General features: G+C 50.5%; 20 protein-coding genes. 13 read left to right on the top strand and 7 right to left on the bottom strand.

Annotated elements, in window-relative coordinates; all coding sequences use genetic code 11:
- Positions 1-7: 7 nt before the first annotated feature.
- The 6 genes from K3G39_RS13625 (at position 8) to K3G39_RS13650 (ending at position 9,123) form a co-directional block, all read left to right on the top strand.
- Complete coding sequence (locus K3G39_RS13625; RefSeq protein ID WP_220626718.1) at positions 8-637, top strand: HAD family phosphatase; 630 nt, start codon at positions 8-10, stop codon at positions 635-637.
- Between the two features lie 426 nt (positions 638-1,063).
- Complete coding sequence (locus tag K3G39_RS13630) at positions 1,064-1,933, top strand: hypothetical protein (RefSeq protein WP_220626719.1); 870 nt, start codon at positions 1,064-1,066, stop codon at positions 1,931-1,933.
- A 331-nt stretch (positions 1,934-2,264) separates the two neighbouring features.
- On the top strand, positions 2,265-3,176 hold the full coding sequence (locus K3G39_RS13635; protein ID WP_220626720.1) for an ABC transporter ATP-binding protein: 912 nt from the start codon (positions 2,265-2,267) through the stop codon (positions 3,174-3,176).
- Positions 3,173-6,820 carry a M1 family aminopeptidase gene (locus K3G39_RS13640; protein ID WP_220626721.1) on the top strand — a complete coding sequence of 1,216 codons (3,648 nt, stop codon included), beginning with the start codon at positions 3,173-3,175 and terminating at the stop codon, positions 6,818-6,820. Before K3G39_RS13635 ends, K3G39_RS13640 begins: the two co-directional genes overlap by 4 nt.
- A gap of 84 nt (positions 6,821-6,904) precedes the next feature.
- On the top strand, positions 6,905-8,413 hold the full coding sequence (locus K3G39_RS13645) for a sensor histidine kinase (RefSeq protein WP_255594334.1): 1,509 nt from the start codon (positions 6,905-6,907) through the stop codon (positions 8,411-8,413).
- Positions 8,414-8,448: 35 nt separating this feature from the next.
- Positions 8,449-9,123 carry a LytTR family DNA-binding domain-containing protein gene (locus tag K3G39_RS13650; RefSeq protein ID WP_220626723.1) on the top strand — a complete coding sequence of 225 codons (675 nt, stop codon included), beginning with the start codon at positions 8,449-8,451 and terminating at the stop codon, positions 9,121-9,123.
- Positions 9,124-9,198: 75 nt separating this feature from the next.
- On the opposite strand, the gene purL is transcribed toward K3G39_RS13650, so the two are convergent.
- The 3 genes from purL to K3G39_RS13665 form a co-directional block, all read right to left on the bottom strand.
- Positions 9,199-12,879 (bottom strand): phosphoribosylformylglycinamidine synthase, encoded by a 3,681-nt coding sequence (gene purL / locus K3G39_RS13655; RefSeq protein WP_220626724.1) that lies wholly within the window; start codon positions 12,877-12,879, stop codon positions 9,199-9,201.
- A 435-nt stretch (positions 12,880-13,314) separates the two neighbouring features.
- Complete coding sequence (locus K3G39_RS13660; protein WP_220626725.1) at positions 13,315-14,457, bottom strand: peroxiredoxin; 1,143 nt, start codon at positions 14,455-14,457, stop codon at positions 13,315-13,317.
- 116 nt (positions 14,458-14,573) lie between these two features.
- Positions 14,574-15,167 (bottom strand): hypothetical protein, encoded by a 594-nt coding sequence (locus K3G39_RS13665; RefSeq protein WP_220626726.1) that lies wholly within the window; start codon positions 15,165-15,167, stop codon positions 14,574-14,576.
- Positions 15,168-15,356: 189 nt separating this feature from the next.
- Between K3G39_RS13665 and mug the strand changes: the two genes are divergently transcribed.
- Entirely contained in the window at positions 15,357-15,920 is a 564-nt protein-coding gene (gene mug / locus K3G39_RS13670; protein ID WP_220626727.1) for a G/U mismatch-specific DNA glycosylase, read from the top strand.
- 223 nt (positions 15,921-16,143) lie between these two features.
- A complete protein-coding gene (locus tag K3G39_RS13675; RefSeq protein ID WP_220626728.1) occupies positions 16,144-16,563 on the top strand; it encodes a hypothetical protein in 420 nt (139 codons plus the stop codon).
- Between the two features lie 21 nt (positions 16,564-16,584).
- Here K3G39_RS13675 and K3G39_RS13680 read toward each other — a convergent pair whose 3' ends face one another.
- The gene (locus K3G39_RS13680; RefSeq protein ID WP_220626729.1) at positions 16,585-17,043 is read right to left on the bottom strand and encodes a DoxX family protein; all 459 of its coding nucleotides are present in this window, start codon (positions 17,041-17,043) and stop codon (positions 16,585-16,587) included.
- A 162-nt stretch (positions 17,044-17,205) separates the two neighbouring features.
- Between K3G39_RS13680 and K3G39_RS13685 the strand changes: the two genes are divergently transcribed.
- From K3G39_RS13685 to K3G39_RS13700, 4 genes are all read left to right on the top strand, one after another.
- Positions 17,206-17,808 (top strand): TetR/AcrR family transcriptional regulator, encoded by a 603-nt coding sequence (locus tag K3G39_RS13685; protein WP_255594336.1) that lies wholly within the window; start codon positions 17,206-17,208, stop codon positions 17,806-17,808.
- Positions 17,809-17,968: 160 nt separating this feature from the next.
- Complete coding sequence (locus K3G39_RS13690) at positions 17,969-19,303, top strand: TolC family protein (RefSeq protein WP_220626730.1); 1,335 nt, start codon at positions 17,969-17,971, stop codon at positions 19,301-19,303.
- Positions 19,304-19,321: 18 nt separating this feature from the next.
- Positions 19,322-20,467 (top strand): efflux RND transporter periplasmic adaptor subunit, encoded by a 1,146-nt coding sequence (locus K3G39_RS13695; RefSeq protein WP_220626731.1) that lies wholly within the window; start codon positions 19,322-19,324, stop codon positions 20,465-20,467.
- 35 nt (positions 20,468-20,502) lie between these two features.
- A complete protein-coding gene (locus tag K3G39_RS13700) occupies positions 20,503-23,703 on the top strand; it encodes an efflux RND transporter permease subunit (RefSeq protein WP_220626732.1) in 3,201 nt (1,066 codons plus the stop codon).
- Between the two features lie 160 nt (positions 23,704-23,863).
- Here K3G39_RS13700 and K3G39_RS13705 read toward each other — a convergent pair whose 3' ends face one another.
- Entirely contained in the window at positions 23,864-24,334 is a 471-nt protein-coding gene (locus K3G39_RS13705; RefSeq protein WP_220626733.1) for a hypothetical protein, read from the bottom strand.
- Positions 24,335-24,464: 130 nt separating this feature from the next.
- Between K3G39_RS13705 and K3G39_RS13710 the strand changes: the two genes are divergently transcribed.
- Positions 24,465-25,766: a DUF5690 family protein gene (locus K3G39_RS13710; RefSeq protein WP_220626734.1), complete on the top strand. Its 1,302-nt coding sequence runs from the start codon at positions 24,465-24,467 to the stop codon at positions 25,764-25,766.
- Positions 25,767-25,834: 68 nt separating this feature from the next.
- On the opposite strand, the gene K3G39_RS13715 is transcribed toward K3G39_RS13710, so the two are convergent.
- Complete coding sequence (locus K3G39_RS13715) at positions 25,835-26,206, bottom strand: hypothetical protein (RefSeq protein WP_220626735.1); 372 nt, start codon at positions 26,204-26,206, stop codon at positions 25,835-25,837.
- On the bottom strand, positions 26,179-26,475 hold the full coding sequence (locus K3G39_RS13720) for an RNHCP domain-containing protein (protein ID WP_220626736.1): 297 nt from the start codon (positions 26,473-26,475) through the stop codon (positions 26,179-26,181). Before K3G39_RS13720 ends, K3G39_RS13715 begins: the two co-directional genes overlap by 28 nt.
- Positions 26,476-26,678: the final 203 nt, after the last annotated feature.

Here is a 26,678-nt window from a genome sequence, read left to right on the forward strand (position 1 = left end):
CCACAACATGACACAAGATCACTTCGCGATACAGAACAAGCGCCTCTACGAGGAACTACTTAAGCTAACAGCAGGGGACTACCAGGCCTTTTTGTATGACTGCGACGGTACGCTGGCTGATAACATGCAGGCGCACAAAGATACTTATGTGAAGGTGGCCCAAGGACAGGGCCTGGTCATTGACCCTGCCATTATAGACGAGTTTGCCGGACTGCCTATACCTGCTGTCGTTGTGGAGATTAACAAACGCTACGGCAGCAGCTTTGATCCGCTGGCTTTCGAAAGATCAAAATCGGAGCTGTTTTACCACGAGTTCATAGCCGAGACAAAGCCCGTGCAGTTTGTGGTAGACCACCTGGTGGCCCATGCCGGTAAGGTAAAGATCGGTGTGGTATCAGGAGGGGCAAAGCATATGATCCGGAAAACGCTGGAAGTACTTCAGATAGATCACCTGGTGGAAGTGCTGGTATGTGCCGGCGACACAGCAAAAGGCAAACCTTTTCCAGACCCGTTTTTGCTAGCTGCAGAAAAGCTGGGCGTAGCACCCGAACGTTGCCTTGTGTTTGAAGACGGAGAGCCTGGCGTGCAGGCTGCAGAAGCTGCGGGCATGCAATGGGTCAGGGTAGACAAGGTATAGCATGCGATAATTATGTCCGAATCCTCTGTCCTGAATCTACCCTCGTTTGGATCCTTTTTGAAGGTATAATAAGCGCATCTACGTAATAACTCCCCGCACATCAGTCCGGCATCTGCTGGAAAAAAGCTGCTTGCGTATACCATAAGGTATACACCAGTCCTGCTTATACCTGGCTTGGGTATACCTGGAGCTAAAGTAAAACAGGCTATACCTTTCGTAACAGGGCAGGTCTGAATTACACGGCAATTATCTTAATTTTGAGTCACTCAAAATTCATATCCGCTTCGGATACCTGACCTGAATACATCGCTCTTCTTACCCACAGGAAGATCATATTGCCCTCCCTCTCTTTATATTCCACTACAGTCTATCCTATAGGCAGATTTTGTGCTGCTTGTCTATTATTTCCTTTAGAAACTTATGACTATGGCAAAAAATTATAAACTTTTCTTGATGCTCCTTTTGTGTGTGCTGGTATCCTGCGGCGATGACGATGATCCAAGCCCCAACACAAATAATAACCCACCTGACACGGAGAGTCCAAAGGTTAAAATCTTAAGTCCGGAAACCAACTCAACTTATCTGGTCATTGACATGGTTCGGATAGATGGCAGACTTTCAGATAACATGGCTTTGGGAAGCTTAAAATTTTGGTTAGTTGCTGCTGACGGGCAAAAGCATGAAGTGATAGAACCGTTTATTTTTACTGATGTGCTGAAATTTTTAGATTTCGGAGCCTCATTTTTCCCACGCGATATAGAATCAGGTACTTATAAGCTGGTCTTAGAAATAAAAGACAGGCAAAATAATGTGGCGAAAGATTCGATTTCGATCAATGTTCATGCACCCGACATTAACAGCGCAGCATTTGCCAATGCTTTCAAAAATGGCAGCTTTTATCACTATATCGACTGGGGCTGGTACGGGGTTGATTTTACGAATGGGGTTGAATTTAATGAGGCACAATTCAGTAATGGCGTGTTCTTGATGATGAGCCAGGAATACTCCATAAATAAAGACCAATGGGAGAAATTTGTGAAAGACTTCCGGTTCGAGAAGCAGACCTGGGCCACCTGGGATGAAGATGGTAGCGGTGATGTGGTTAGCGAAGAGTTCGAAAAGGGCTTGGACAGGCTTGAATTGTTCAACAACTGGGATTTAAACAACGATCGTATGGTAAAAGAAGACGAGTTTATCCTGGGCATTTTTGAGAGTTGGGACCGAAACCGCGATAACATGCTGAGTAAAGCTGAGTACCACGATTCGTTTCATACTTATTTGAGAATCTTAAACTGACTTCATCGGATACCTGCTCTGGTCTGTCCAGCGCATCAGGCATAGCGCTAATTATTTGTCTTTGAAATAACGCTCTCGCATAGCCTGAGCGTTTTTTTATGCACTATTGGCTAGGTTCCTCCTGTAAAAGCAGCACAGTAAGCCTCCAAGTACGGCTGAGAAACCCCAAAGAGAAGGGTAAGACTGCTCCAACATTTCGTTTAGCACATCTTTTCGGAGTTTCATCACATTTAGTTGAAGTCCTGTTTCCTGTTTTCTATTCTTATACCTGTTAAAGGCTTGGTAATCAACTGGCCAGGTGCAACAGGAACAAGACTAGACAAAAGAAACGATGGAATTAACGATCAGAAATATCTCCAAAACCTATCCGAATGGGGTACAGGCCCTGCACAACGCCAATCTGACAATTCCAGCAGGTATGTATGGATTGCTTGGACCGAATGGTGCCGGAAAATCCACACTGATGCGTATACTGGCCACGCTGCAGGAGCCGGACGAAGGGCAGATCTTGTTTGGAGGCATCGACGTGGTGCGGCAAAAAGCGAAAGTGCGCGAAACACTTGGCTATCTGCCGCAGGAGTTTGGCGTGTACCGCAACGTGACGGCCGAGCAACTGCTCTCTCATTTTGCCATTCTGAAGGGTATCACGAGCCGTACCGACCGCACGGATGTGGTGCAGCAACTTTTGCGGCAAACTAACCTCTGGGATGTGCGCAAACAGAAACTGGGCGGCTACTCAGGCGGTATGCGGCAGCGCTTTGGTGTGGCAGTGGCCTTGCTTGGCAACCCAAAACTGCTGATTGTGGATGAGCCTACCGCCGGGCTGGACCCTTCCGAGCGCGTCCGGTTTCTGAACCTCCTTTGCGAGCTGGGTGAGAACAGCATCGTGATACTTTCAACGCACATCGTGGATGATGTATCGGAGCTGTGCACGCACATGGCCATTATCAACAAGGGCGAAATACTCCTGGAAGCAGAGCCGATGCAGGCAATAGACGCTATGCAGGGACAGGTATGGCGTAAGGTAATCCGGAAAGAGGAGCTCCCTGAAATAGAACGTGCGCATGTTGTGATCTCGACCAGATTGCAGGCCGGGAAGTTTGTGGTGCGCGTCTACAGCAGCAGTTTGCCAGGCAATGGGTTTGAGTCTGTAGAAGCATCGCTGGAGGATGTTTATTTTAGCACCATGGCCAGGTTTAACGGAAAACGGCAGGTGCAGGTCCGAAAGGAGGTGATGCTATGATGTTCTGGGCAATGTTCCGGTTTGAGTTGCGCTACCTGCTGCGCCGCATTTCCACCTGGATCTACTTCGGCATTTTCCTGCTGCTGACTTTTGCCATGGTGCTGAGCTTTACCGACAATGTGTACAGCGGTGATTATTTCCTGAATGCCCCGGTTGTGATCGCGGCCATTTCAGCCATCGCCAGTTTGCTGGCACTGCTGGTAATAGCAGCCGTGGCCGGCGAAGCAGCGACCCACGACTTAAGGACCAGGATTGATCCGCTGCTGTATACAACGCCTATTAGTAAGTTTGCCTACCTGGGCGGTAAACTGATGGGTGCCTTTGCTGTAGTCGCACTGGTGTTGCTGGCGCTGCCACTGGGCCTGTTGCTGACGCTGGTGGTGCCAGGTATAGACACTGCGCTTTTCGGTCCTTTCCAGTTCTCACCCTACCTGAGTTCCTACCTCATGATAGCACTTCCTGCTGCCTTTGTGGCCACAGTTATCCTGTTTTCGCTGGCCTTGCTGGGTCGCCATGCCATGCTGAGCTTTTTGGGTGGCGGACTGCTGTTTATGGTGGCGCTAGTGAGCAAGGAGATGCTGGCAGACCATCTGGGGCTCTGGCAATTGGCCAAGCAGCTGGATTTCTCCGGCTTCACGATCGTAAGCGAGTTCCGGAAAATACAGACTCCCCTCCACATCAACACCCAATTAGTGCCACTGGACGGCTGGCTGCTCTGGAACCGGGTACTCTGGCTACTGATCGCCTTAGGCTTTATGGCAATCGCCTTTGTTCGCTTTCGGTTTGCACACCATGCCAGTTCAGGTTGGTGGAGCCGGATCATGAAGCGTAAATCCGTGGAGGCACCGATTGTAGATGATGTCCCCATTGCCGTTCCACAGGTACAAAAGCACTTCGGGCTGAACTCCCGCCTGCATCAGACGGCTGCCATCGCTTTACAGACCTATCGGGAGAACATAACAAGCTGGGGCTGGATTGCTTTGTCAGGTATAGCGGGATTGCTACTGATGCTTTTGCCAGAGTGGCTAGAGGGCTCGCTCGGTGTTCCGACGCTTCCCACAACTGGCCGCATGACAGCCATTTACAACCTGTTCATGTTACGAATGATCGTAGTAGCGGTCATGATCGTATACGCCGGTCAACTCGTCTGGCGTGAACGGGACGCCCGTATCAGCGATATAGCAGACACGGTCCCTGTGCCTGATTGGGTTTTACTGCTGAGTAAGTTGAGTAGTCTGGTGCTGCTGCTGCTCACCCTGCAAACAGTTTTCCTGCTGGCAGGTATAGCCACGCAGCTATCGCAGGGGTATAAAACGCTGGAGATCGGTGTATACCTGCGTATACTCTTCGGCCTGCAGTTGGTGGACTATTTATTGTTGGCTGTGCTGGCGATGGCCGTGCATGTGCTGGTGAATCATAAATACCTGGCGCACATCATCACTTTTGTTGCCTTTCTTTTCGGAGTGTTCGCCTCAGAACTGGGTGTGGGCAACAGGCTATTGGTTTACGGTGCAGACTTGGGCTGGTCTTACTCGGATATGCGTGGTTTCGGGTCGCAGTTAGCACCCTGGTTTTGGTTTAAATTATACTGGGCAGTCTGGGCCCTGCTGCTGGCGCTGCTTGCTTTCAGGTTTTGGGTGAGAGGCCGGGTAACAGGTATAGGGCAGCGAATGCGCCGTGCGGTATTGCACCCGGCAAAATCACTGGTGCTGGTGGCCGCTAGCGGATTGCTGGCGATCTTTACCCTGGGTGCTTTTGTGTTCTACCAGACAGATGTACTGCATGAGCAACTGTCGAAAGAGGAGTTGATAGAGCGTCGGGCCACCTACGAGCACCTCTATGGAAAGCATAAGGACATGCCCCAGCCCACACTGACAGCCACCAGTCTGCACGTAGAATTTTTCCCGGATCAGGGGGAAGCGTGGGTGAGCGGAGTGTATACCCTGCAGAACAGAAGTCAGGTAGCCATTGACAGCATCCATGTAGCCACAGCTTTTGGTGTAGATACCAAGTATATGCGTTTCGACCAGGCAGCCAGAACTGTGCTCGAGGATGTAGAGCATCACCATTCCATTTTCGTCCTTGAAAAGGCCCTGCAAACAGGCGACTCACTGGAGCTGAGTTTTGACTTACAATATAAACCCAAAGGCTTTGCCAGGGAAGGTTCAGACCATGCAGTAACAGCGAATGGAAGCTACTTTATAAACCAGGAGTGGCTGCCTGCCATTGGCTACCAGGCAAACCGGGAATTGCACCTTGCACGCGACCGACAGGCGCATCAGCTTCCTCCAAAACCGGCCGTTCAGCCACTGCAGGAAGGAAATGTGCAACAGCAGAACGCAGATCAGGCGCGAATCCGCTTTGAGGCGGTGGTCGGCACTTCAACAGATCAGACAGCTGTCACAAGCGGCTCCCTGCAATCTACCTGGATGGATAAGGGAAGACGCTACTTTTACTACGTGGCAGACGCGCCCATCCGCAACCTTTATACTTTCTACTCTGCTGCTTATGACCTGCGCGAAACCGAGTGGCAGGACATCCTGATTCAGGTGCTCCACCACCCGACACATGCCCATCAGGCGGATCGGCTGCTTAAGAGTGCGGAAGCATCGCTGAAATACTATACCCAACATTTTGGACCTTATCCGCACCGCCAACTCCGGCTGGTGGAGTATCCCGGGGCCGGAAGTGGGGCATCGGCCTATCCGGGCACTATTGCCCTGACGGAGAACTTCTCGATGCTGAACCCTGCCGAAGATTGGCGGGATATAGACCTCGTTTTCGCAGTAGGGGCACATGAAATAGCGCACCAATGGTGGGCGCATCAGTTGGTGCCGGCTGCCATGGAAGGAGCGGCCCTGCTTACCGAGAGTCTGGCCTGGTATAGCGCGTTGGGGGTTGTAGAGGCCACGTACGGTGCCGGGCATCTGGAGAGACTCCTGTGGGTGATGCGCCAGTCCTACCTCACGCCCCGATCCAAAGCCGATGTGCCGCTGCTGAGAGCCAGCGATCCCTTCCTGGGTTACAGAAAAGGTCCTTTTGCAATGTATATCCTAAAAGAATACCTGGGAGAAGAGCAGGTGAACCAGGCACTGCGCAAGCTGCTGCAAAAGTACGGTTCAGGCGAGCCGCCCCTGCCCACTTCCCTGCACCTGTACCACGAACTCCAGGCCGTTACCCCTGATTCCCTGCAATACCTATTGGCCGATCTGTTTAAAAGAAACACCTACTGGAATCTGGAGACAAAACAGGCGGTAGCTGTTCCGACTGCGGATGGACAATGGCAGGTGACGCTGGATGTACGGGCGCAGAAGTCGGTGGTGGATACCTTAGGCAGAGAAACAGCTATACCTGTACATGATCTGGTCGAAGTAGGGGTGTATGCCGCTGGTCAGGAAGGTCAGTTAGGAAAGTTGCTATACCTGGAGAAGCACAGGTTGCAGGCAGAGGAACAGCAGATGCAGCTCACCGTTCCTTCCAAACCCGCCCACGCAGGTATAGATCCCCGCAACCTGCTGATCGATCTGGAGATGATGGACAATGTCAGGCCCGTGACGATTCAGAAACCTGCTGCTCCTACGAAGGCACTGTATGTGCAACAGTCGGCAAAACGGATGCATTTTATGCTGGACACCATGTTCTAGCACCATCCGTCACAAAATCATCCGCTTTCATCACATTTATTGTTTATACTCAACCCTTTCATTTATCATTGTTTTATGAATGACATGACACTAGATACGCACATTGCAAAACCTGTCCAGACGGTTAAAGTAGAATTTTGGGCCGCCACCGCCATCTTTGTTTCCTCCCTGTTTTCGCTTTTCATCGAGTACAGTCCGAATGAGTATGAGTTTATGCAGGCCGGTGTATTGTATAATTACTACGAGCATTTTTTCTGGCCCCAGCTCGTGCGCTATACCTGTATCTACCTGGCGTTTTTGCTGCTCAACTTTAAAGTAGTGCCGCGCCTGATGCGCAAAGAGGCCGTGTGGTGGCACACGTTGTTGCTGGTGCTCACCTTTGTGGGGGTTGGTCTCCTGACGGGCATCACCGATACCTATTACAAAGGCCACCAACTCTTCATCTACTATTCAGCAGAGGCGTTTTGGACAGATATTTTTCAGGGCAGTTTTCAGAACACCCTGTGGCTGTTACTGGTGTTCGGCTTTTATACCTTCATCAAGTATGTGGCACACTATCTCCTTGAAAATGCCACAGCCATTCAGTCCCGGTATCACCTCGTAACCCAGGAACTGATAACGGTGGCGATAGTTTGGTTGGTAACTGTGTTCATCATGGTGGTGTTCAACATCGGTGATAATGAGACAGCCTTGTGGGCGATCATTTCCCTAAATGCGATAGTCCTGTATTTTGGTTCGTTTCGTTACCTGATACCTGCAGCCCGCAAGGCAAAGCGACAATTTCTGGCTTACCAAGCCCGGGTGCTGTTGATACAGGTCTTGGCGTTTGTGCCTGTTTCCCTGTTACTGATGGTTGCCGTGCATAGTGAAGACGCTGCTTTCGAAATCAGCTTTTTTAACTCCCTGTTCCAGTTCCTGGTAACCGGCCCTATCACCTGGCTGATTTTCAAACGCCAGCTGGCCGGTAAGGAAGAAATGTTTGTTCTCAAAAAAGAGCTGGGCAACTCCACTGCCAACCTTGACTTTCTGCGCTCCCAGATAAACCCGCACTTTTTGTTTAACGCCCTGAATACCCTTTACGGCACAGCCCTGCAGGAAAACAGCGAGCGCACCGCGCAAGGTATACAGATGCTCGGCGACATGATGCGCTTTATGCTGCACGAGAATCACCAGCAGAAAATACTACTTTCGCGCGAGATTGAGTACATGCGCAATTACATTGATCTGCAGCTGCTGCGTACTTCTGCCTCTCCAAACATTTCGATCGAGACCAAGATAGAAGACGTGGTAGGAGACAAGTACATTGCCCCGATGCTGCTTATACCTTTCATTGAGAATGCCTTTAAGCACGGCATCAGCCTGCAACACAGATCCTGGATCAGAATAACTTTGCATATGGACCAGGATAAGCTGTATTTTGACGTATACAACAGCAAGCAAAATAAGTCGGAGCAGGATCCCGAAAAAGATAAATCAGGTATAGGGCTGAAAAACGTGAAGCAGCGCCTTGAGCATTTGTATGCGGGCAAACAGGAACTGATCATACGCGATACGCCAGAAGAATTCTTTGTGCACCTCACACTCCAATTGTAAGTATATTTGATTTCAGAACAGGTATAGCAACAGGTATGAAAGCAATAGCGATAGACGACGAACCAATGGCGCTGGAAGTGGTACGGGCACATGCTGCCAAAGTGCCCTACCTGGAGCTGGTGGGTTGCTTTACAGATGCCTTTTTAGCGCTTGAATTCCTGCAAAACGAACAAGTCGACTTGCTGTTTCTGGATATTAAAATGCCGGATATTTCCGGGCTGGAGTTTGTGACGAGCCTGCAGAAAAAGCCAATGGTTATCTTCACGACTGCTTATTCTGAACATGCTGTTACAAGTTTTGAGCTAGATGCAGTTGACTATCTCCTGAAGCCTTTTTCGCTGCCAAGGTTTGTGAAGGCCTGTAACAAAGCCCAGGAACTCCTGCAACTGCGCGGCACGACGGCTCCGGTAAAGGATTACCTATTTCTGAAAACAGGGTACGAGCAGGTGAAGGTACTTTATGACGAGATTCTATACCTGGAGGCGGCAGGTAATTATGTGACTTTTGTGCTGGAAGGCAAAAAGCTCCTTTCGCGCATGACCATACAGGAACTGAGCGAGCAACTGCCTGCCGACAGTTTTGTCCGGGTGCACCGGTCCTACATCGTGGCCAAAAAGCAAATCGATAAAATAGAGCGCCACCAGGTATGCATCAAAGGAAATGAAGTGCCAGTCGGGGCTTCCTACATGCAGCAGCTGCAGGGTATTTGATTTAGTAAGGCAGAGGACAAAAAAGGCGCTCCGGAATTAACCGGAGCGCCTTTTTATTTATTTAAAGCCTTATACCTATTGGTTCGCTTCCAGCCATTTTCTGGCATTTACGAAAGCTTCCATCCAAGGCGATACCTCGTCGTGGCGGCCTTTCGGGTAGTGCGCCCACTGCCACTGCAGGAGCGAACGCTCGATGTGCGGCATCATCACCAGATGGCGACCCGTTTCATCGCAGATCATGGCCGTGTTGTAGTCAGAGCCGTTCGGGCAGGCAGGATACGTCTCGTAGGCGTACTTCGAAACGATCTGGTACTTATCCTCGGTATGCGGCAGACTAAAGCGGCCCTCACCATGCGATACCCAAACCCCCAATGTGCTGCCGGCCAGGCTCGAAAGCATCACTGATTTGTTTTCCTGTATGGTCAGGGAGGTAAAGATACTCTCGTGCTTCTGGCTTACGTTGTGCAGCATTCTCGCCTTCTGGTCATGGCCCATCGTGATGAAGCCAAGCTCGACGAACAATTGACAGCCGTTGCATATACCTACCGATAAGGTGTCTTCGCGCTTGAAGAAGTTCTCGATAGCATTCTTTGCTTTCTCGTTGTACATAAAAGCACCTGCCCATCCTTTGGCTGAACCCAGTACGTCAGAGTTAGAGAAACCACCCACCGCGCCGATGAAGCGGATATCTTCCAGCGTTTCTCTTCCGGAGATCAGGTCGGTCATGTGCACGTCCTTCACGTCGAAGCCGGCCAGGTACATGGCATTGGCCATTTCACGCTCGGAGTTACTTCCTTTTTCCCGGATAATGGCCGCCTTGATTCTTGGCTTGGAGCTGTCGATCGCTGGCTTTTTACCGTCAAATCCTGCCGGGAAGGTATAGGTGAGTTCGTGCTTCTTGTAGTTCTCATAACGCTCTCTGGCGCTGTGCGGACCGCTTTGCTTGATATCGAGCAGATAGGAAGTCTTAAACCAGGTATCCCGCAGCTGCGCGATATCAAAGGTATAGGCATCGTTTCCGTTCTTCAGTTCCAGCGTGGCAGAAGAGGTTGCTATACCTATTTTATAGAAAGGCACCTGGTTCGCATTCAGCGTTTCTTCAACCTCTGCTGAAGCCTGGAACACGACGCCGATGTTTTCAGCGAAGAGCACCTTCACGCTATCCGCTTCGCCCAGTGAAGTCAAATCGATGGAAGCGCCCAGGTTGTTATCGGCAAAGCACATCTCCAGCAGGGTCGTGATCAGACCACCGCTGCCGATGTCATGACCTGCGGCAATCCTGCCTTCTTTGATGAGCTGTTGAAGTGTGTTGAACGCATTCTTGAACAGAGAAGCGTCTGTAATATCCGGTGTTTCGTTGCCGATCTTGTTCAGGACCTGCGCAAAAGAAGAACCGCCTAGCTTAAAGGCGTCGTTGGACAGGTTGATGTAATAGATATTACCGCCATTGTGCTGCAACACCGGCTCCACCACCTGGCGCACGTTGCTGCAATTGCCAGCTGCCGAAATGATGACCGTACCCGGCGCAATTACGTCCTCGTCCTTGTACTTCTGCTTCATCGAAAGCGAGTCCTTGCCTGTCGGGATGTTAATGCCCAGGGCAATCGCGAATTCAGAACAGGCTTCTACGGCTTTGTAGAGACGGGCGTCTTCACCCTCGTTTTTGGCGGCCCACATCCAGTTAGCTGAAAGCGACACGCTTTGCAAGCCGTCTTTCATAGGAGCCCACACGATGTTGGAGAGTGATTCGCCAATGGCATTGCGGCTACCCGCTGCCGGATCGATCAGCGCCGAGATAGGGGAGTGTCCAATGGAAGTGGCAACACCCTCTTTGCCCTGGAAGTCCAGCGCCATCACGCCGCAATTGTTCAGCGGCAATTGCAGCGGACCAGCACACTGCTGCTTCGCCACACGTCCACCTACGCAACGGTCTACTTTGTTGGTGAGCCAGTCTTTGCAGGCCACGGCTTCCAGTTGCAGTACTTGCTCCAAATAGGTATGCAGCTGACTTTGATCATAAGTAACTGGCTGGTATTCTCTGGCAACTGTCCTATCGTTCATCACCACTTTTGGCGAGCTGCCAAACATGTCACTCAGCTCCAGGTCCATCGGTTTTTCGCCGGTAGACCCTGACTCGAAAGTAAAGCGGTGGTCGCCGGTCACGTCGCCTACGGTATACATCGGGGCGCGTTCGCGTTCCGCTATCTTCTGAAGCGTCTCAATATCTTTTTCACCAATCACAAGGCCCATACGCTCCTGCGATTCGTTCCCAATAATCTCTTTGGCAGAAAGGGTCGGGTCGCCAACCGGCAGTTTGTCGAGGTCAATTTTGCCACCCGTTTCTTCTACCAGCTCCGAAAGACAGTTTAAGTGACCGCCGGCACCGTGGTCGTGGATCGACACAATCGGGTTGTGCTCGCTTTCCACCAAGCCGCGTATAGCGTTGGCGGCGCGTTTCTGCATTTCAGGGTTTGAGCGCTGGATCGCATTCAGTTCTATGCCTGTGCCATGCTCGCCAGTATCGGCCGAGGAAACGGCAGCGCCCCCCATACCGATGCGGTAGTTCTCACCACCCAGAATCACGATCTTATCACCTGTTTTCGGGTGCCTTTTTTGTGCTTGGCTCGCTTTGCCATAACCCACGCCACCAGCCAGCATAATCACTTTATCGTAACCCAGTTTACGTGGCGTTTCCAGCTGATCTGCTTTTTCGTCGTGCTCGAAAGTCAGCACCGAACCTGTGATCAACGGCTGTCCGAACTTGTTGCCAAAATCAGTGGCACCGTTAGAGGCTTTGATCAGGATGTCCATTGGCGTTTGGTACAACCACTTTCTTTCCTGCGTGGCCTGCTCCCACGGACGGTCTTTCTCCAGGCGTGATAAAGCAGTCATGTACACGGCTGTGCCGGCAAGAGGGAGTGATCCCTGTCCACCAGCCAGTCGGTCACGGATCTCACCTCCGGAGCCGGTTGCAGCGCCGTTGAAAGGCTCTACCGTGGTCGGGAAGTTGTGTGTTTCAGCTTTGATGGAGATAACCGATTCGAAGTCAGTTACCTGATAATAGTCTGGCACATCAGCACGTTTTGGTGCGAATTGCTGCACTACGGGCCCTTTTACGAAGGCCACGTTATCTTTGTAAGCCGAAACGATATCGTTCGGGTGTGTTTCGGAAGTTTTGCGGATCAGTTTAAAGAGTGAGCTTTCTTTCTCTTTACCATCAATCACGAACTTGCCGTTGAAGATCTTATGGCGGCAGTGCTCAGAGTTAACCTGCGAGAAGCCGAATACTTCAGAATCAGTCAATGGTCTGCCTACTCTTTCAGAAAGTTTATTTAGGTAATCAACCTCTTCCTCACTCAGCGAAAGACCTTCCTGCTTGTTGTAGGCTGCGATATCCTCTACAGGCTGCACAGGCTCTGGCTGTATGTTGATGGTGTAGATTTCCTGATCCAGGTTCTTATACCTTTGGGAAAGCATCGGATCGAAATCCGTGAAATCTTCCGCAACTGTTTTAAACTCTTCGATCCGGATAATCCCCTCGATGCCCATGTTCTGCGTGATCTCCACTGCGTTGGTACTCCATGGGGTGATCATAGCGGCACGAGGACCAACAAAAAAGCCACTCAGCACAGTTTCCTGCTTTCGAGTGGCGTTGCCAAATAACCATTCCAGTTTTTGGATGTCTGTAGCGTTTAGTTCCCGCTCGGTTTGTACGGCGTAAACTGTATCGGGCTGACTAAAAAAGAAGTGAAGCATGCTTAGTTATTTTTCTATACGCAAAGATACGGTTCAAATTTAGATAAATGGGAAGGAAAGGGTCAAGATTAGCAGCATTTCTATTGTAATTGTATGGCCAGTGCTGATTGTGGGTATGCACTAAGCGAGAAAGTGGTATGGAGCGAAGAGCCTCCTGAATGCCGCTCATTTAATGTAAATTTCCCTGTAAGCCAATTTTCGGCCAAATTAAGGATATTTTTTTGAGAAGAGTAGGGGATATTCCGGGCAACGACCATCCGCGGGCAAGTAGAAATATAATCCATTTGATTCGTTTTTTTGTAAAACTATATTTACACGAAACACTTATCATAAGCTCAGATAGTCTACATGAATGCGCAGTGTCTAGGCCAGCTGCTTTCCTCGAGCGATGGTTGCCTTGAGTGCCACCTAGAGTCCAACTGTATGACCTGTGGTTTATTGCAAAAGTCTTTCCAGCGCCTCACCGTACACGTCCATGGCCACGATAATGCCATTTTGGTCCACTACCACATTGGCAGGCAGTGCATTGAGATTGAAGAACTGGGCCACGGGAGAGTGGCCTGCCTTCAGATCTGAGATTTGCAACCAGCCTGTGTTATCTTTCTCCACGGCTTTCTTCCAATTTTCCGCGTCAGCGTCAAGTGAGAAACCGACAATCTCCAGGCCTTTCTTCCTGTACTCCGGGTATTTCGCCCGCATGTCGATGTTAATCTTGCGACAGGGACCACACCAGCTGGCCCAGAACTCGATAAGCGTATAGTTACTGGTTAGACTCTTTGGACCCAGCGTCACGCTTTTACCAGTAACATCCATACCACCAATCTCAGGCACCTTTTGTCCGATATATTCCCTGCCAACTGAACTTGTAGGGGCCTCCTCTGCTTCCGACATGCTTTTTACCGCCTTTAATTTGCCAAGCAGCCTTTGGCCTAAATAACTCTGCTTCACATCGTCATCTAGCGCGTTGTAGATGCCGATGTAGTTTTTGTAGGAGAAGTCCGGGGCGTCGCCCATGAAGTAAGCCACCGCATGGTTATCCGGATTTTTAAGCGTCACGGTCTTGAAGCTTTCTAAGATCTCTAAATCAAGCAGCGCGAGTTCTCTGCGCAATGCTTTTGCCTGCTGTTCATCCGGGCTGCTGTCAACCTTGTCGAGCAGCTCACGCTTGCGGTTATTCTGCTTCCCCCTATTTATATAAAACTCGCTCCACAAGTTATGAAAGGCAGAACTTGTCTCTATCTTAGCATCATAGGTAAAGCTGTCTCCTTCCTTTTTCACTGTCAAAGCCAGGCGATAGCTACTTCCGTCGAGCAGTAATTTCACCCCGCCGCGTTTGTAGTTAAACATTGCCACGGTGGGTTCGGCCACTGTGCCCGTGAATACTGCCCTTCCCTCTTTTACAACCGCTTCCTTTTTAACGTCGTCAAACGAGTGCTCCAACTTCACCACATCGCCATCCTTCACACTGCCTGCGTTGTTATAGGGGTCGGCAAATGAGACTTCAATATGGTAATTTAATTGTGCATAGCTCGTGCCGCAAAAACACAACAGTAGTAAGAATAAGAAAAGATGCTTCATGTTAGTGTAAGTATGGGCGGAATTATATTATGAATTTTTGCCAACTTTACTCGCGTTATAATGTGGGGAAGCGTAGCCGAGCCTAAATTATGCACTTTATTAGCAGTAAAGGCTTTTTAGTTTAGTGAGCAAAGACGACCGTTCCCTATCTCTTTATAAGCTGCTGGGAAAGCATAAATTTCTTTTTTACCAATGGGGTCATTACACCTTGGAATCTGCGTAGCTTCCTTTTTGGCCATGCGTTTTAGTTTATTCCAAAACTTCTCCGTCGTCCTGTCTGCCCCATTCCCAATAATCCTGTAGTGGTTGCCTATCCATCCGAAGTTAGAAATTGGAATTTCTCCCGCGCCGGCAATCTTAATTTCAAGATTAATTACACCAGGATGCCCCGCACCAAAATAGGGAATGGTAGGATTGGCTCCAGGTCTTACCTCTGTCCATCCCGTCCAAGGGTCTGTTATTTGAGCACTCACTACCGAATTCAAGCCCAAAAGAGGTAGTGATCCAGATGGTACATGCCACAAATTATACTCTACGAAACCTACTCCTGATTCTTGATTGCTTAAATCTTCAATGATGACGTGTTCTTTTTTTGAAATCCATTTACTGTTTCCGTTTGAAATCAGGAATGCCAGTTCTTCTTCTTGATTTAGCCAGTTGTTAAGTAGCTTGACATCTTGTTTCGCCAAATACATTGGTAACCATGACATACTTTTATTCTTATTGCTTGGTGCTATACTCCAAATATAACAGATAAACGGAATAACATATATTCTTCAGCAAAGCGAATTCACCTTCCTGCAGCTTCACCCCACATCAACCCAATTTTTTTCACACAGCCCATGGTATAGGCAGCTAAAGATATAACTGCAATCACCAAGCTTCAGTAAACAACAGATATGCAACCTCAAAAAAGAAGACCTACCAAAGAAGAGCTGGCAGCAGCTAACGGAAAAACAGTGTCTGATATCATTGCTCCGAATCTCAAGGTACTTTTCTGCGGCATCAACCCAGGGCTTTACACGGCTGTGGTTGGGCATCACTTTGCACGTCCGGGCAACCGCTTCTGGCCGACCCTACATGCGTCGGGTTTCACGCCCCGGCTATACCTGCCTGAAGAAGAAAGTAAGCTGCTGGACCTTGAGCTCGGGATTTCCAATATCGTGGACAGGGCCACTGCCAATGCTGCTGAATTGTCGGCTGCGGAGCTGGTAGAAGGAGGTGCCAAACTGGTGGAGAAAGTGGCTGCGTACCAGCCTCAGGTGCTGGCTTTGCTGGGTATATCTGCCTACCGCGTAGCCTTCGGAAATGCAAAGGCAGGTATAGGAATTCAGGAGCAGGCTATCGGGAACACCAAACTGTGGGTGCTACCCAATCCCAGTGGTCTGAACGCACATTTCCCGCCCCCAAAGCTGGCCCAAGTATACCAGGAGCTTCGGATCTTTGTCGATAAGCTGGAATAGAAAAGCCTGCTCATCTGGCTATACCTTATGGAGGCAGAGTTTATTGTTGTTGCAAAGGTATGACCAGGTATGTAAGTTTTACACTGCCAGTAACATGATCATGGCTTAGCTTCGCCTTTTTACCTCAAGTAGTATAATCTTTTGTATTATTACATGATATTATTCCAGCTTAGAGCGTATACCAAGAAGGGTAAAGTGCACACAAGAAAAGCTGATATGGAGCATGAATCTACAACTCTTTGAAAAGTCGCTGGAGCGGGACTGCGTTACGATACGTCATAACCCTGAAGATAAAATGATATGGAATCAGTGGCGGGGCAACATATCGTCCGGACCGCTCCGGGAAGCCATGATCTTTGCCTGCGATTTTACTATCACACACGAGGTAGAACTGATACTTGCAGACTTTACCTTCATGCTACCACCTTCTTTGCAGGATCAGACCTGGATTGCCAGGAACGCAGCCGATATACTGCAGCACAGCAAACTCAGCCGCGTCGCCAATGTAATGGGCAGTGATATCTTTCAGCAGATCTCGATCGAAACCATCTACGAAATAGCTTTCAGGACTCCCTTACCCTGCGAATCCCGCGATTTTCTTTCAACAGGTGATGCGCTGGAGTGGCTTTTCAGCACTGAGTAGCAGAAACTTATCCTAGTGAACTTATTCTTCCTTCGGCTGTCTTTGCCGCAATACTTTGTTGTCGATGGAATAGCGGCCGGGACCCTTGATCATAAAGAATAGGATGAGAGCTGTGATAAACAGCGACGGAATCACTTCAGCATAACTTGCCTGGGCACCATCACGCAACGGGTTTACGATCAGCAGCGCACCTATCAGAATAGGGATCTGGCAAAGCAGGGCAAGACGCGTGAGCATCCCAAAAGCGATCATCAGGCCGCCCACCATGTGCACCATGCTGGGGAGAACGTGAGATTTGCCGGTGTATAGTACTCCCTGGCTGGAGTTAAAGAGGTTGAAGATATCCGTGACATGCTCCAGAAAGAACATGCCTTTGGTGAACAGGAACAATCCGAGAAGGATTCTCAGTGCGTCCATCCAGACCGGATTGTTGGCGCTGTTGATGCGGCGGGTGTGGCGGAGTTCATGTGCGAGTACCATACGTATCGGGATTAATTGAACAAATGCGCTATATCTATATTTACGTTCACGGGCAGTATCCCGTTTATCTGCAATGTTTATCTGGTCGTTTGGCCAAAAAATTCAGCTTTTTGCCGGAATAGCTTTTACAATTGTAGCTACAACTGTAGCTTTGCAAACCGAATGAACGTTCAATTGAGGGTGGAAGCTATGGAGCAGATATCGGATAAGAAGAGGGCTATTTTTAAGAGTACGATGGAGCTGGTCAGAGAAAACGGCTTTCATGGCACACCTATGAGCCTGGTTGCCAAGCATGCCGGAGTGGCAGCAGGCACCATCTACCACTATTTCGAAAGCAAAGAACATTTGCTCTGCGAACTGTTTAATTATGCACAGCAGCAGGCTATTGCGGTGGTAGAGCAGGAGACTGTGGCTACTATACCTTTCAAGGAAAGCTTTTTTAAGCTGTGGATGGGACTCTATACCTTTTACCGCGACAACCAGGATATGCTCCGATTCTTTGAGCAATTTGTGAATTCGCCTTTCCGCACCACCATGCCGCCGCTCGAGGAGGACAAATTCTATACCTTGCTGTTCGCTTTTTTTGAACGTGGCATCCGGGAGGGTGAACTAAAGGATGTCAGTCCAAAAATTGTGGGAACGCTTGCTCACAGCAGTATCCTCTCCATGGCTAAAATGGCGGCCAGCGGCAGACTACGCTTCAACAAAAAGGAGCTACAGCAGATACAGCAACTGCTTTGGGATGGAATTGCCCTTGGTCGCTAGCAACTGCTGCAACGCCAAAAATTGTAAACTTACTAATGTTTAAACAATAAAATAAGAGCACAAAATGAAACCTGAAATGAATTAAGATCAATGCACCACCATCATATACTATACCTGCACGTTTAATACTCAACCTAAAAGCTGAACACTAAAACCATACATGAAATTAAAGAAATATTGTAAACACTTGCTGGCAGGCTGCCTGCTGTTCCCGGGTGCCCTGTTGGCGCAGGACACCAGGGGCGTGGCAGCGAATGACAGTCTGACGCTGGAACAGGTCGTGAACTATGCGCTGGAGAACACCGCGGCCATGGAACAGGCGCTGATCGACGAACAGATTGGCGACAGGGAGATCAGGGCCAGCCTGTCTGGTTGGTTTCCGCAGGTCAATGCCAATTTCGGGGGCACTTACAACATCAAAAGGCAGCAGCAGCCGATCGGAGGAGAGATCATTACCTTCGGACAGAAGTACAATTCTAACCTGGCACTGCAGGCCACTCAGAACATTTTTGATAATAACCTTCTCCTCGCATCCAAGGCCTCCCGTTCCAGAAGAGTACTCCTGGAGCAAGAAGTGACTGACACCCGCATCAACACGGTGGTAGAGGTGAGTAAGGCTTTTTACAACGTGCTGCTCACGCAGGAACAACTCCGCATCCTGGATCAGAATATTTCGCGTCAGGAAAAGCAGTACAACGACGCCCGCAGTCGATACGAGGTAGGTTTGGTAGACAAGACTGACTACCAGCGAGCCGCTATTACGCTGGCCAACATCAGGTCAGACCGCAAGCGGGTGCAGGAAAGTATAAAAGCCAGCCTAGCTTACCTGAAGCAGCTGATGGGCTACCCGGTGGAGCAGGACCTGAGACTGACTTATAGCTATGGACGCATGGAGCAGGAGGTACAGGTGGATACCACCGAGCTGATCGCGTTCGATAAAAGGGTAGAGCTGCAGCAATTGCAAACCCAACGCGACTTGCTGAAGCTGAACACGGCCTACAACCGATGGAGCTTCCTGCCGACTGTTTCGGCTTTTGCCAATTACAACCTGCTATACTTCAATAACGAGTTCGCCAACCTCTACAACCAGCACTTCCCGAACTCATCGGTAGGTATACAGGCCTCTCTCCCGATCTTTCAAGGCACCAGAAGGCTACAGAACCTGAAGATCGCGCAGTTGCAGGAAGACCGCCTGGATGTGCAGATCGAAGACACGCGCCGTGCTATTAACACCGAGTACCAGACTGCGCTGGCTAACTACAAAGGCGATTATATGGAGTGGCGCACAGTGCAGCAGAATCTGGTAATGGCCGAAGAGGTGTACGAGATCATCAAGCTACAGTACGACGAGGGCGTGAAAGCCTACGTGGACCTGATCGTGGCCGAGACCGAGCTGCGCACCACCCAACTGAACTACTACAATGCCCTTTACAGTGTGCTCTCCAGCAAACTGGACCTGCAGCGCGCCCTTGGAAATATAGACATCAACCGATAACATCAGAAAATCAGGAGAATGAAAAATAAGTACACCTGGCTGTTTGCAGCCATCATCAGCCCAACTATACTTGTGTCTTGCGGCGGTGACGATGCCGGACAGCAACAGATGAACCCCGCGGCCATGGCCGTTCCGGTCAATACGATTCAGGTAAAGCAGCAAAGCGTGACCGGCCGCGACACCTATCCGGCTACGGTGGTGCCGCTGCAGGAAGTAGAATTGCGTCCGCAGGTATCCGGTTATATCACCAACATCTTCGTGCAGGACGGGCAGCGTGTTAAAAAGGGGCAGAAGCTCTACGAAATAGATCAGAACAAATACCAGGCAGGTATACAGCAGGCACAGGCAAGTTTGCAAAGCGCAAAAGCCAACCTGGCTCGCGCCGAGAAGGACCTGGAGCGTTACGAGCGCCTAGCCGAGCGCGATGCCATTGCACGACAGCAGGTAGACTATGCCCGCACCGACGTACAGACCGCCCGCGCGCAGGTTTCGGCCGCACAGGCGCAGGTGAGTAGCGCCTCCACCGACCTGAGTTATTCCGTGATCAGTGCGCCTTTTAGCGGTGTGATCGGTATTTCGCAGGTACGGGTAGGAGCGCAGGTATCGCCGGGGCAGCCTTTACTCAACACCATTTCTTCCTCCGACCCGATTGCAGTTGATATTGTGATCAACGAAGGAGAGCTTGGTCGTTTCAGCAACCTGCAGCAGGGCAAGCAACCTGACTCACTTTTCACCATTCGCTTCAACAATGGCCAGCAATACGAGCACAATGGCAAGCTGGTCGCCATCGACAGGGCCATCGGCCGCCGCTCTGGTACCACAACCGTGCGTGTGCAGTTCCCTAACCCTGACGAAAGGCTGATACCAGGTATGACGGTGAGCCTGAATGTGCTGAACCAGGACCTGGGTGATCAGATCGTGATCCCTTACAAGTCGGTGACCGAACAGCTGGGCGAGTACTATGTATATGTGGTGCAGGGTGATTCGGTAGTGCAGCAGAACGTGCAGCTGGGTACCCGGGTGAGCGCTGACATTGTGGTGCGCGAAGGCCTGAAAGAAGGGCAGCAGATCGTGACCGAAGGTATACAGCGTCTGCGCCAGGGAGCTAAAGTACAAGTAGGTGGTCCTGAGCAAGGACAGCCACAGGCAGGAGCCGGCAAATAAATGGAGATAGGTCTTTCAGAAGATTAACAGATAATATGATTTCAGAAGTATTTATAAGAAGGCCCGTCACCGCTATGGTGATCTCGATTGTGATCGTACTGGTGGGTGCGCTGGCCATGATGAATTTGCCTGTCACGCAGTATCCGGATATTTCGCCGCCCACCGTTTCAGTATCGGCCAATTATACCGGCTCTGACGCCCTGACGGTGGAGCAATCGGTGGCAACACCGGTGGAGACGCAGATCAACGGTACGCCAGGTATGGCCTACATCACCTCTACCAACACGAGTACCGGCCAGATGAACATGGCGGTAACGTTTGAGATCGGGACCGATATTGACATTGCCACGCTCGATGTGCAGAACCGCGCCAGCATTGCGCAGCCGACGCTGCCGGAAGAGGTACGGCGACTGGGTGTGACGGTGCGTAAGCGTAACCCGAGTATCATGATGGTGATCGGTATTTTCTCGCCAAAGCGCACGCACGACATCCAGTTCCTCGATAACTACACCAACATCTACATCAAAGATGCCCTGATGCGTGTAAGCGGGGTGGGGGACATCACTTCTATCGGCCAGGATTTCAGTATGCGCCTCTGGCTGCAGCCCGACAAACTGGCGCAATATGGCATTGGTGCAAGTGAGATTACGGCCGCGATACAGGAGCAGAACCTGCAGGTAGCCGCCGGTACGGTAGGCGGTGCGCCGCAGTACAACACGCAGGCTTTTCAGTACCCGATCACGGTAACCGGCCGATTGCAGACGCAGGAGGAGTTTGGTGATATTATTGTGCGCACTAACCCTGCCGATGGCTCGGTGGTATACCTGCGCGATGTAGCCCGTATCGAGTTTGGTCGCTTTGATTATGGCCGTCAGTCGAAGATAAACGGCAACCCGGCTACCATGATGCTCCTGTACCAGGCACCTGGAAGCAACGCCCTCGAAACAGCCGAAGGCATCTACGCCGCGCTGGACGAGCTGAAAGCATCTTTCCCGGCCGATGTGGATTATGTCGTTTCTTTTGAGACGGTATCGGTGGTGCAGGTGTCAATCAATGAGGTTGTCATGACGCTGATAGAAGCCCTGATCCTGGTGATCCTGGTGGTGTTCCTGTTCCTGCAGAGCTGGCGCGCCACACTCATTCCAATCCTGGCTATACCTGTTTCTATCATCGGTACATTCGTCTTCTTTATTCCGCTGGGCTTTACCATCAACACACTCACGCTCTTCGGTTTCGTGCTCTCAATTGGTATTGTGGTGGATGATGCCATTGTGGTGGTGGAAGCCGTGCAGCACTACATCGACCATGAGAAGCTCTCGGCGAGAGAAGCCACACGCAGGGCCATGAAAGATATCACAGCACCGGTTATTGCCATTGCGCTTATTCTAGCAGCCGTATTTATACCTGTGGGCTTTATACCGGGCATTGTGGGTAGGCTATACCAGCAATTCGCGATCACGATTGCAATTTCTGTGTTGATTTCAGCTTTTGTGGCACTGACCCTCACGCCGGCACTGTGCTCGATCATGCTCAAGCCGATGAACGTGAATAAGGACTCGCGCGGCATCAACAAGTTCTTCTATAACTTTAACAATTGGTTTGCACGCACGACAGAGCGGTACTCGGTTGGCGTACGCAAGAGTATCAAAGCAACGCCGCTGGTGCTCATCGTCCTGATCTGTATTTATGTGGGCACCTTCGGACTATTCGCTACTAAGCCAACTGGCTTTATACCGACTGAGGACGAAGGCCGTATGTTCGTATCGGTGGAGCTGCCGGAAGGCGCTTCTATGAGCAGAACCTCTGAAATTCTGGAGGAGATTGGCAACCAGCTGGGCTCCGTGGAATCGATCCGGAACTATACCTCCATTGCTGGTCTGAACGCGATCAACTTCTCATTTAAGTCAAACAGCGGTACTTTTTTCGTGCAGCTGGAGCCCTGGGATCAGCGAACAGACGAGGCATCGCATCTGAACGGTGTGATGGCCGAGGTGCAGCAAAAAATAGCGGGCATCAAAGAGGCTAACGTGCGATTGGTAGCGCCTCCGGCTATACCTGGTCTGGGCGCTTCGGGTGGTTTCTCGTTTGTGCTGCAGCAGCGCACCGCCGGCGATGTGCGTGAGTTGGAACAGGTGATGGGGCAGTTCCTGGGAGCAGCCAATGCTCGTCCTGAGATAGGTATGGCGTACAGTTTCTTTACAGCCAAAACACCGGGATACCACATTGACGTGGACCGCGAAAAGGCCAAGCGACTGGGCGTGAACATTGCCGATATTTATTCCACTATGTCCACCTACATGGGTAGCCGCTACGTGAACGACTTTACGCGCTACGGCCGTAATTTTAGAGTGGTGGCACAGGCCGACACCGCCTACCGCATGGACATCGAAAGCCTGAAGCAGTTTTATGTGATGAACAGACAGGGAGAATCCGTGCCGCTGAGTGCCTTGGTTACTTCGCGGGTAGTAGAGAATGCGGCTGTGATTTCGCACTACAACCTTTTCCGCTCTGTGGACATCAATGGCAGTGCTGCCCCGGGCTACAGTAGTGGTCAGGCGCTGGATGCGCTGGAGGAAGTGGCGGCGCAGGTACTGCCTGCCGGCTATGGCTACGAGTTTACCGGGCTGAGCCGTGAGGAACGTGCAGCAGGTTCGAGTACGATCTACATCTTCTCGCTTTCGATCCTGCTCGTGCTTCTGTTGCTGGCGGCGCTCTACGAGAGCTGGTCGGTGCCGTTCTCTATCCTGTTCGCGATTCCGCTGGGTATGTTTGGCGCTATTCTGGCCCTGACGTTTCTGCCTAAGCTGGACAACAACGTGTACGCCCAGATCGGTATGGTGACGCTGATCGGTCTGGCAGCCAAAAACGCCATTCTGATTGTGGAGTTTGCCAAGGAACGCGTGGACCGGGGCATGGAACTGATTGAGGCAACAATTGAGGCCGTAAAGCTTCGTCTGCGTCCGATCATCATGACCTCGCTGGCCTTCATTTTGGGTGTGGTGCCGCTGGCGCTTTCTTCCGGTGCTGGTGCCGTATCGCGCCAGACGATTGGTTGGGTTGTGATTGGTGGCATGCTGGCCGCTACCTTCCTGGCAATCTTTGTGGTGCCGGTATTGTATGTGGTCATTACCCGGATTGCCTATGGTAAAAAGGGCCTGGCCGAGCTGCGTGCCAAAGGCGGTGACCTGCCGGACAACCATGGCAGTGATCCCGCTTATGTGAACCCTGAGGCTTAAGGAGAGCTTTGTCTAAGGACAAATGACTCTTGTCTAGGTATAAATGAAAAGCCCCGGCCGTTTGGTCGGGGCTTTTGCTTTTGAATCAAGCTTGAGATCGTGCTATACCTATACCTGGAGTAACTTAGCGCAGGGCTCATTTCTTTTTTTGTCAGGCACGCTACCTGGGAGTTTTCTCCATCAGACGCTCGATCCAGAAAATCAAAAACAGCGCAACAAGGTTGATTCCGATGAACTTCTGGCCGAGGTCGGTGCCGATGCTGAAGTGAAAAGAGGAGAGGGCCAGCCTGAACTTAAAGATCCAGCCTTCGACCATATCCACGCCAAAACCAATGCGCAAGCCTGCTACATACTGAAAGCCATAGGCTCCAAACGAGAAGTACACTACCTGCAGCAGCTGGTTGATGAGCGAGAGCACGAGGCCGCGTTTGTGGTTACGGAAGAGCATGCGTCCGCAAAGAATGGAAAAAATGTAAAGTCCGCCGGCGAAAAGACCGATGCGCAGTGCTGTCTGGTCAATAAACATTTCGCCGCTGAACATCACCCACAGGGTGAGGGCTATACCTAAAATGCCGCCGATGATCTGGTAAAGCGCAAGGGCTTTTATCTGATTTCTGATCTGGTTGTTCAAACTGTTTTTTTGCTTTGTCAAACTAGCTGGCAAGTTAGTAAAATTAGGGCTGGGCTCACTAGGGAAATCTCATCGAGAATCACTACATTTCTAGGAAGAAAGCAGAACCTCAACAGGATACTTCAAGTCAATGCCAGCACTCTTCAACAAAAACAGCAGCCAGATTAAAGTAGGACTTTACGCCGCCGTGGTGGTTTTCTTTGCCTATACCATGATCTTCGGCTTCCGGAAATCTTTCACAGTGGCCACTTTCGACGGAATGGAAATTGCCGGGTATAGCTATAAGACGATCCTGGTGATCAGTCAGGTGCTGGGTTATCTGCTGGCAAAATTCTACGGCATCAAGTATATAGCGGAGCTTAAACGAACGGGCCGGGGCGGCGTTATTCTGCTCCTGACAGGTATAGCCTGGCTGAGCTGGCTGTTTTTCGCCCTCGTGCCGCCTCCTTACAACATTGCTTTTCTGTTTGTTAACGGTTTTCCGCTGGGCATGCTCTGGGGCGTTGTTTTCTCTTATGTAGAGGGCAGGCGAAGTACTGATTTTATTGGGGCCACATTAGCAGTAAGTTTCATCTTCGCCTCCGGCTTTGTCAAGTCGGTGGGGGCCTGGCTGATGGTGCAGTTTGGCGTGTCGGAGTTTTGGGTGCCGTTCTATACCGGTCTGGTCTTCGCATTGCCGCTGCTGCTCTTTATTTTCCTGATGGAAAGGATTCCGCCACCCAGCGAAGAAGACATCCAGCTACGAACAGAGCGGGCCCCTATGACCGAAGAAGACCGGAAACGTTTTGTGAAGGAGTTTTTCGCCGGCATTGTGGCCTGCGTCCTCATCTACTGTTTTGCAACTATCTTCCGGGACATACGCGATAATTTTGGGGCAGAAATGTGGAAAGAGCTGGGCTTTTTCGATCAGCCAGCCATTTTCTCAAAAACAGAAACTCCTATCACCCTCATCATCTTGGTTCTGATCGGCAGCATGGTGCTCATCAAAAACAATTATAAGGCCCTGCAGACAGCGCACGTTTTTATCCTAATTGGCTTCGCGATTGCCGGCATTTCAACCGCGCTTTTTGCCGCTCAGTCTATGGATCCGGTGTGGTGGATGATGTTGGTGGGCCTGGGCTTGTACATGGTGTACATCCCGTTCAATGCCGTCTTCTTCGACCGGTTGATCTCCGCTTTCAGGTATACCGGAAACGTCGGTTTCCTGATTTACCTAGCCGATTCGTTTGGGTATGTGGGGAGCGTGGGGGTGCTGTTCAGCAAAGAGATTTTTAAGGTACAGCTGAACTGGGTCACGTTTTTCTCCAACAGCGTGATCGGACTGTCTGCCATCGGCATTGTGCTGACTGCATTTTCGATGGTGTATTTTGGAAGAAAGTATGAAAAGTTGCAAGCTAGTGAACGGAGTGCGGCAAAAGCAGTACAGGTATAATGCTTGCTTTTCGCTTCTTGCTTACAGAGTCGGTACAGCGTAAATAAGGTAGAGCAGCACCGCCCTGCTTATTTATTCAGAAACCGGTAGAAAATTAAACCGCCTGCTGCGTAGAGGGCGGCATCTACCCAGTCAGAGGTATAGCGGGGCATGAATTTCGGGAAAAACACCTCGAAGGCAAGCGAAAAATAAACAACCGTGAAAACAACATGGTACCAGGCGAGGCGCAGCTGCTGACCGTAGAAAAAGCGAATTACAAACAAAGTGACAGTGAGCACCAGCGGCAGGCAAAGCAAATCGTCCAGGTAATGCTGCACCCACCACAGCCTGGGCAGTTCGAGCCAGCGCCACACCAGATGCAACAGGTATACCCCTGCCAAAAGCCAGAACAATGGACTGAGGGTGCGCCAGCTTATCCGGCCAGCAACGCGATCAGCCATAAAAGGAAGGAGACAATGGATACAAAGGCGATCTGGAAGCCCAAGCCGATCCGCTTAAAAAACTGGGTATACCAGGGATCGTCGGGGTTTAATTCGATGAATTTAATGGAGAAACGCTCTTCTTCCTCTTGCCGGCGCTCCTCCCGCTCTTGCTGGCGGGCAACGGCCACCGGGTCAAGCACGCTCTGGCAATGCTCGCAGCGGTCGGTAGGGTTCTGGTTCCAGTGTGACCACTGACCGCAGTTCGGACATTTTCTGCTAGCACTCATAGTTATTCAGGTATGTAGCCTTCCGTTTCAGCGGAAATGTATGGTTTGCTTCCTTTTAAACCACACAATCAGGTTAATACAAAGATACTACATTTCACTGGCTTCCGTGGGCTGAAATGGAATTATCGTCTGTTTTTGAGCAGGAAATCATTCTGTTAGCTGGTTGGTTCAGGTATACGCTTTTGCAATGAAAAGGCAACCCG

The sequence above is a fragment of the Pontibacter sp. HSC-14F20 genome, from assembly GCF_019599265.1.
GTDB lineage: Bacteria > Bacteroidota > Bacteroidia > Cytophagales > Hymenobacteraceae > Pontibacter.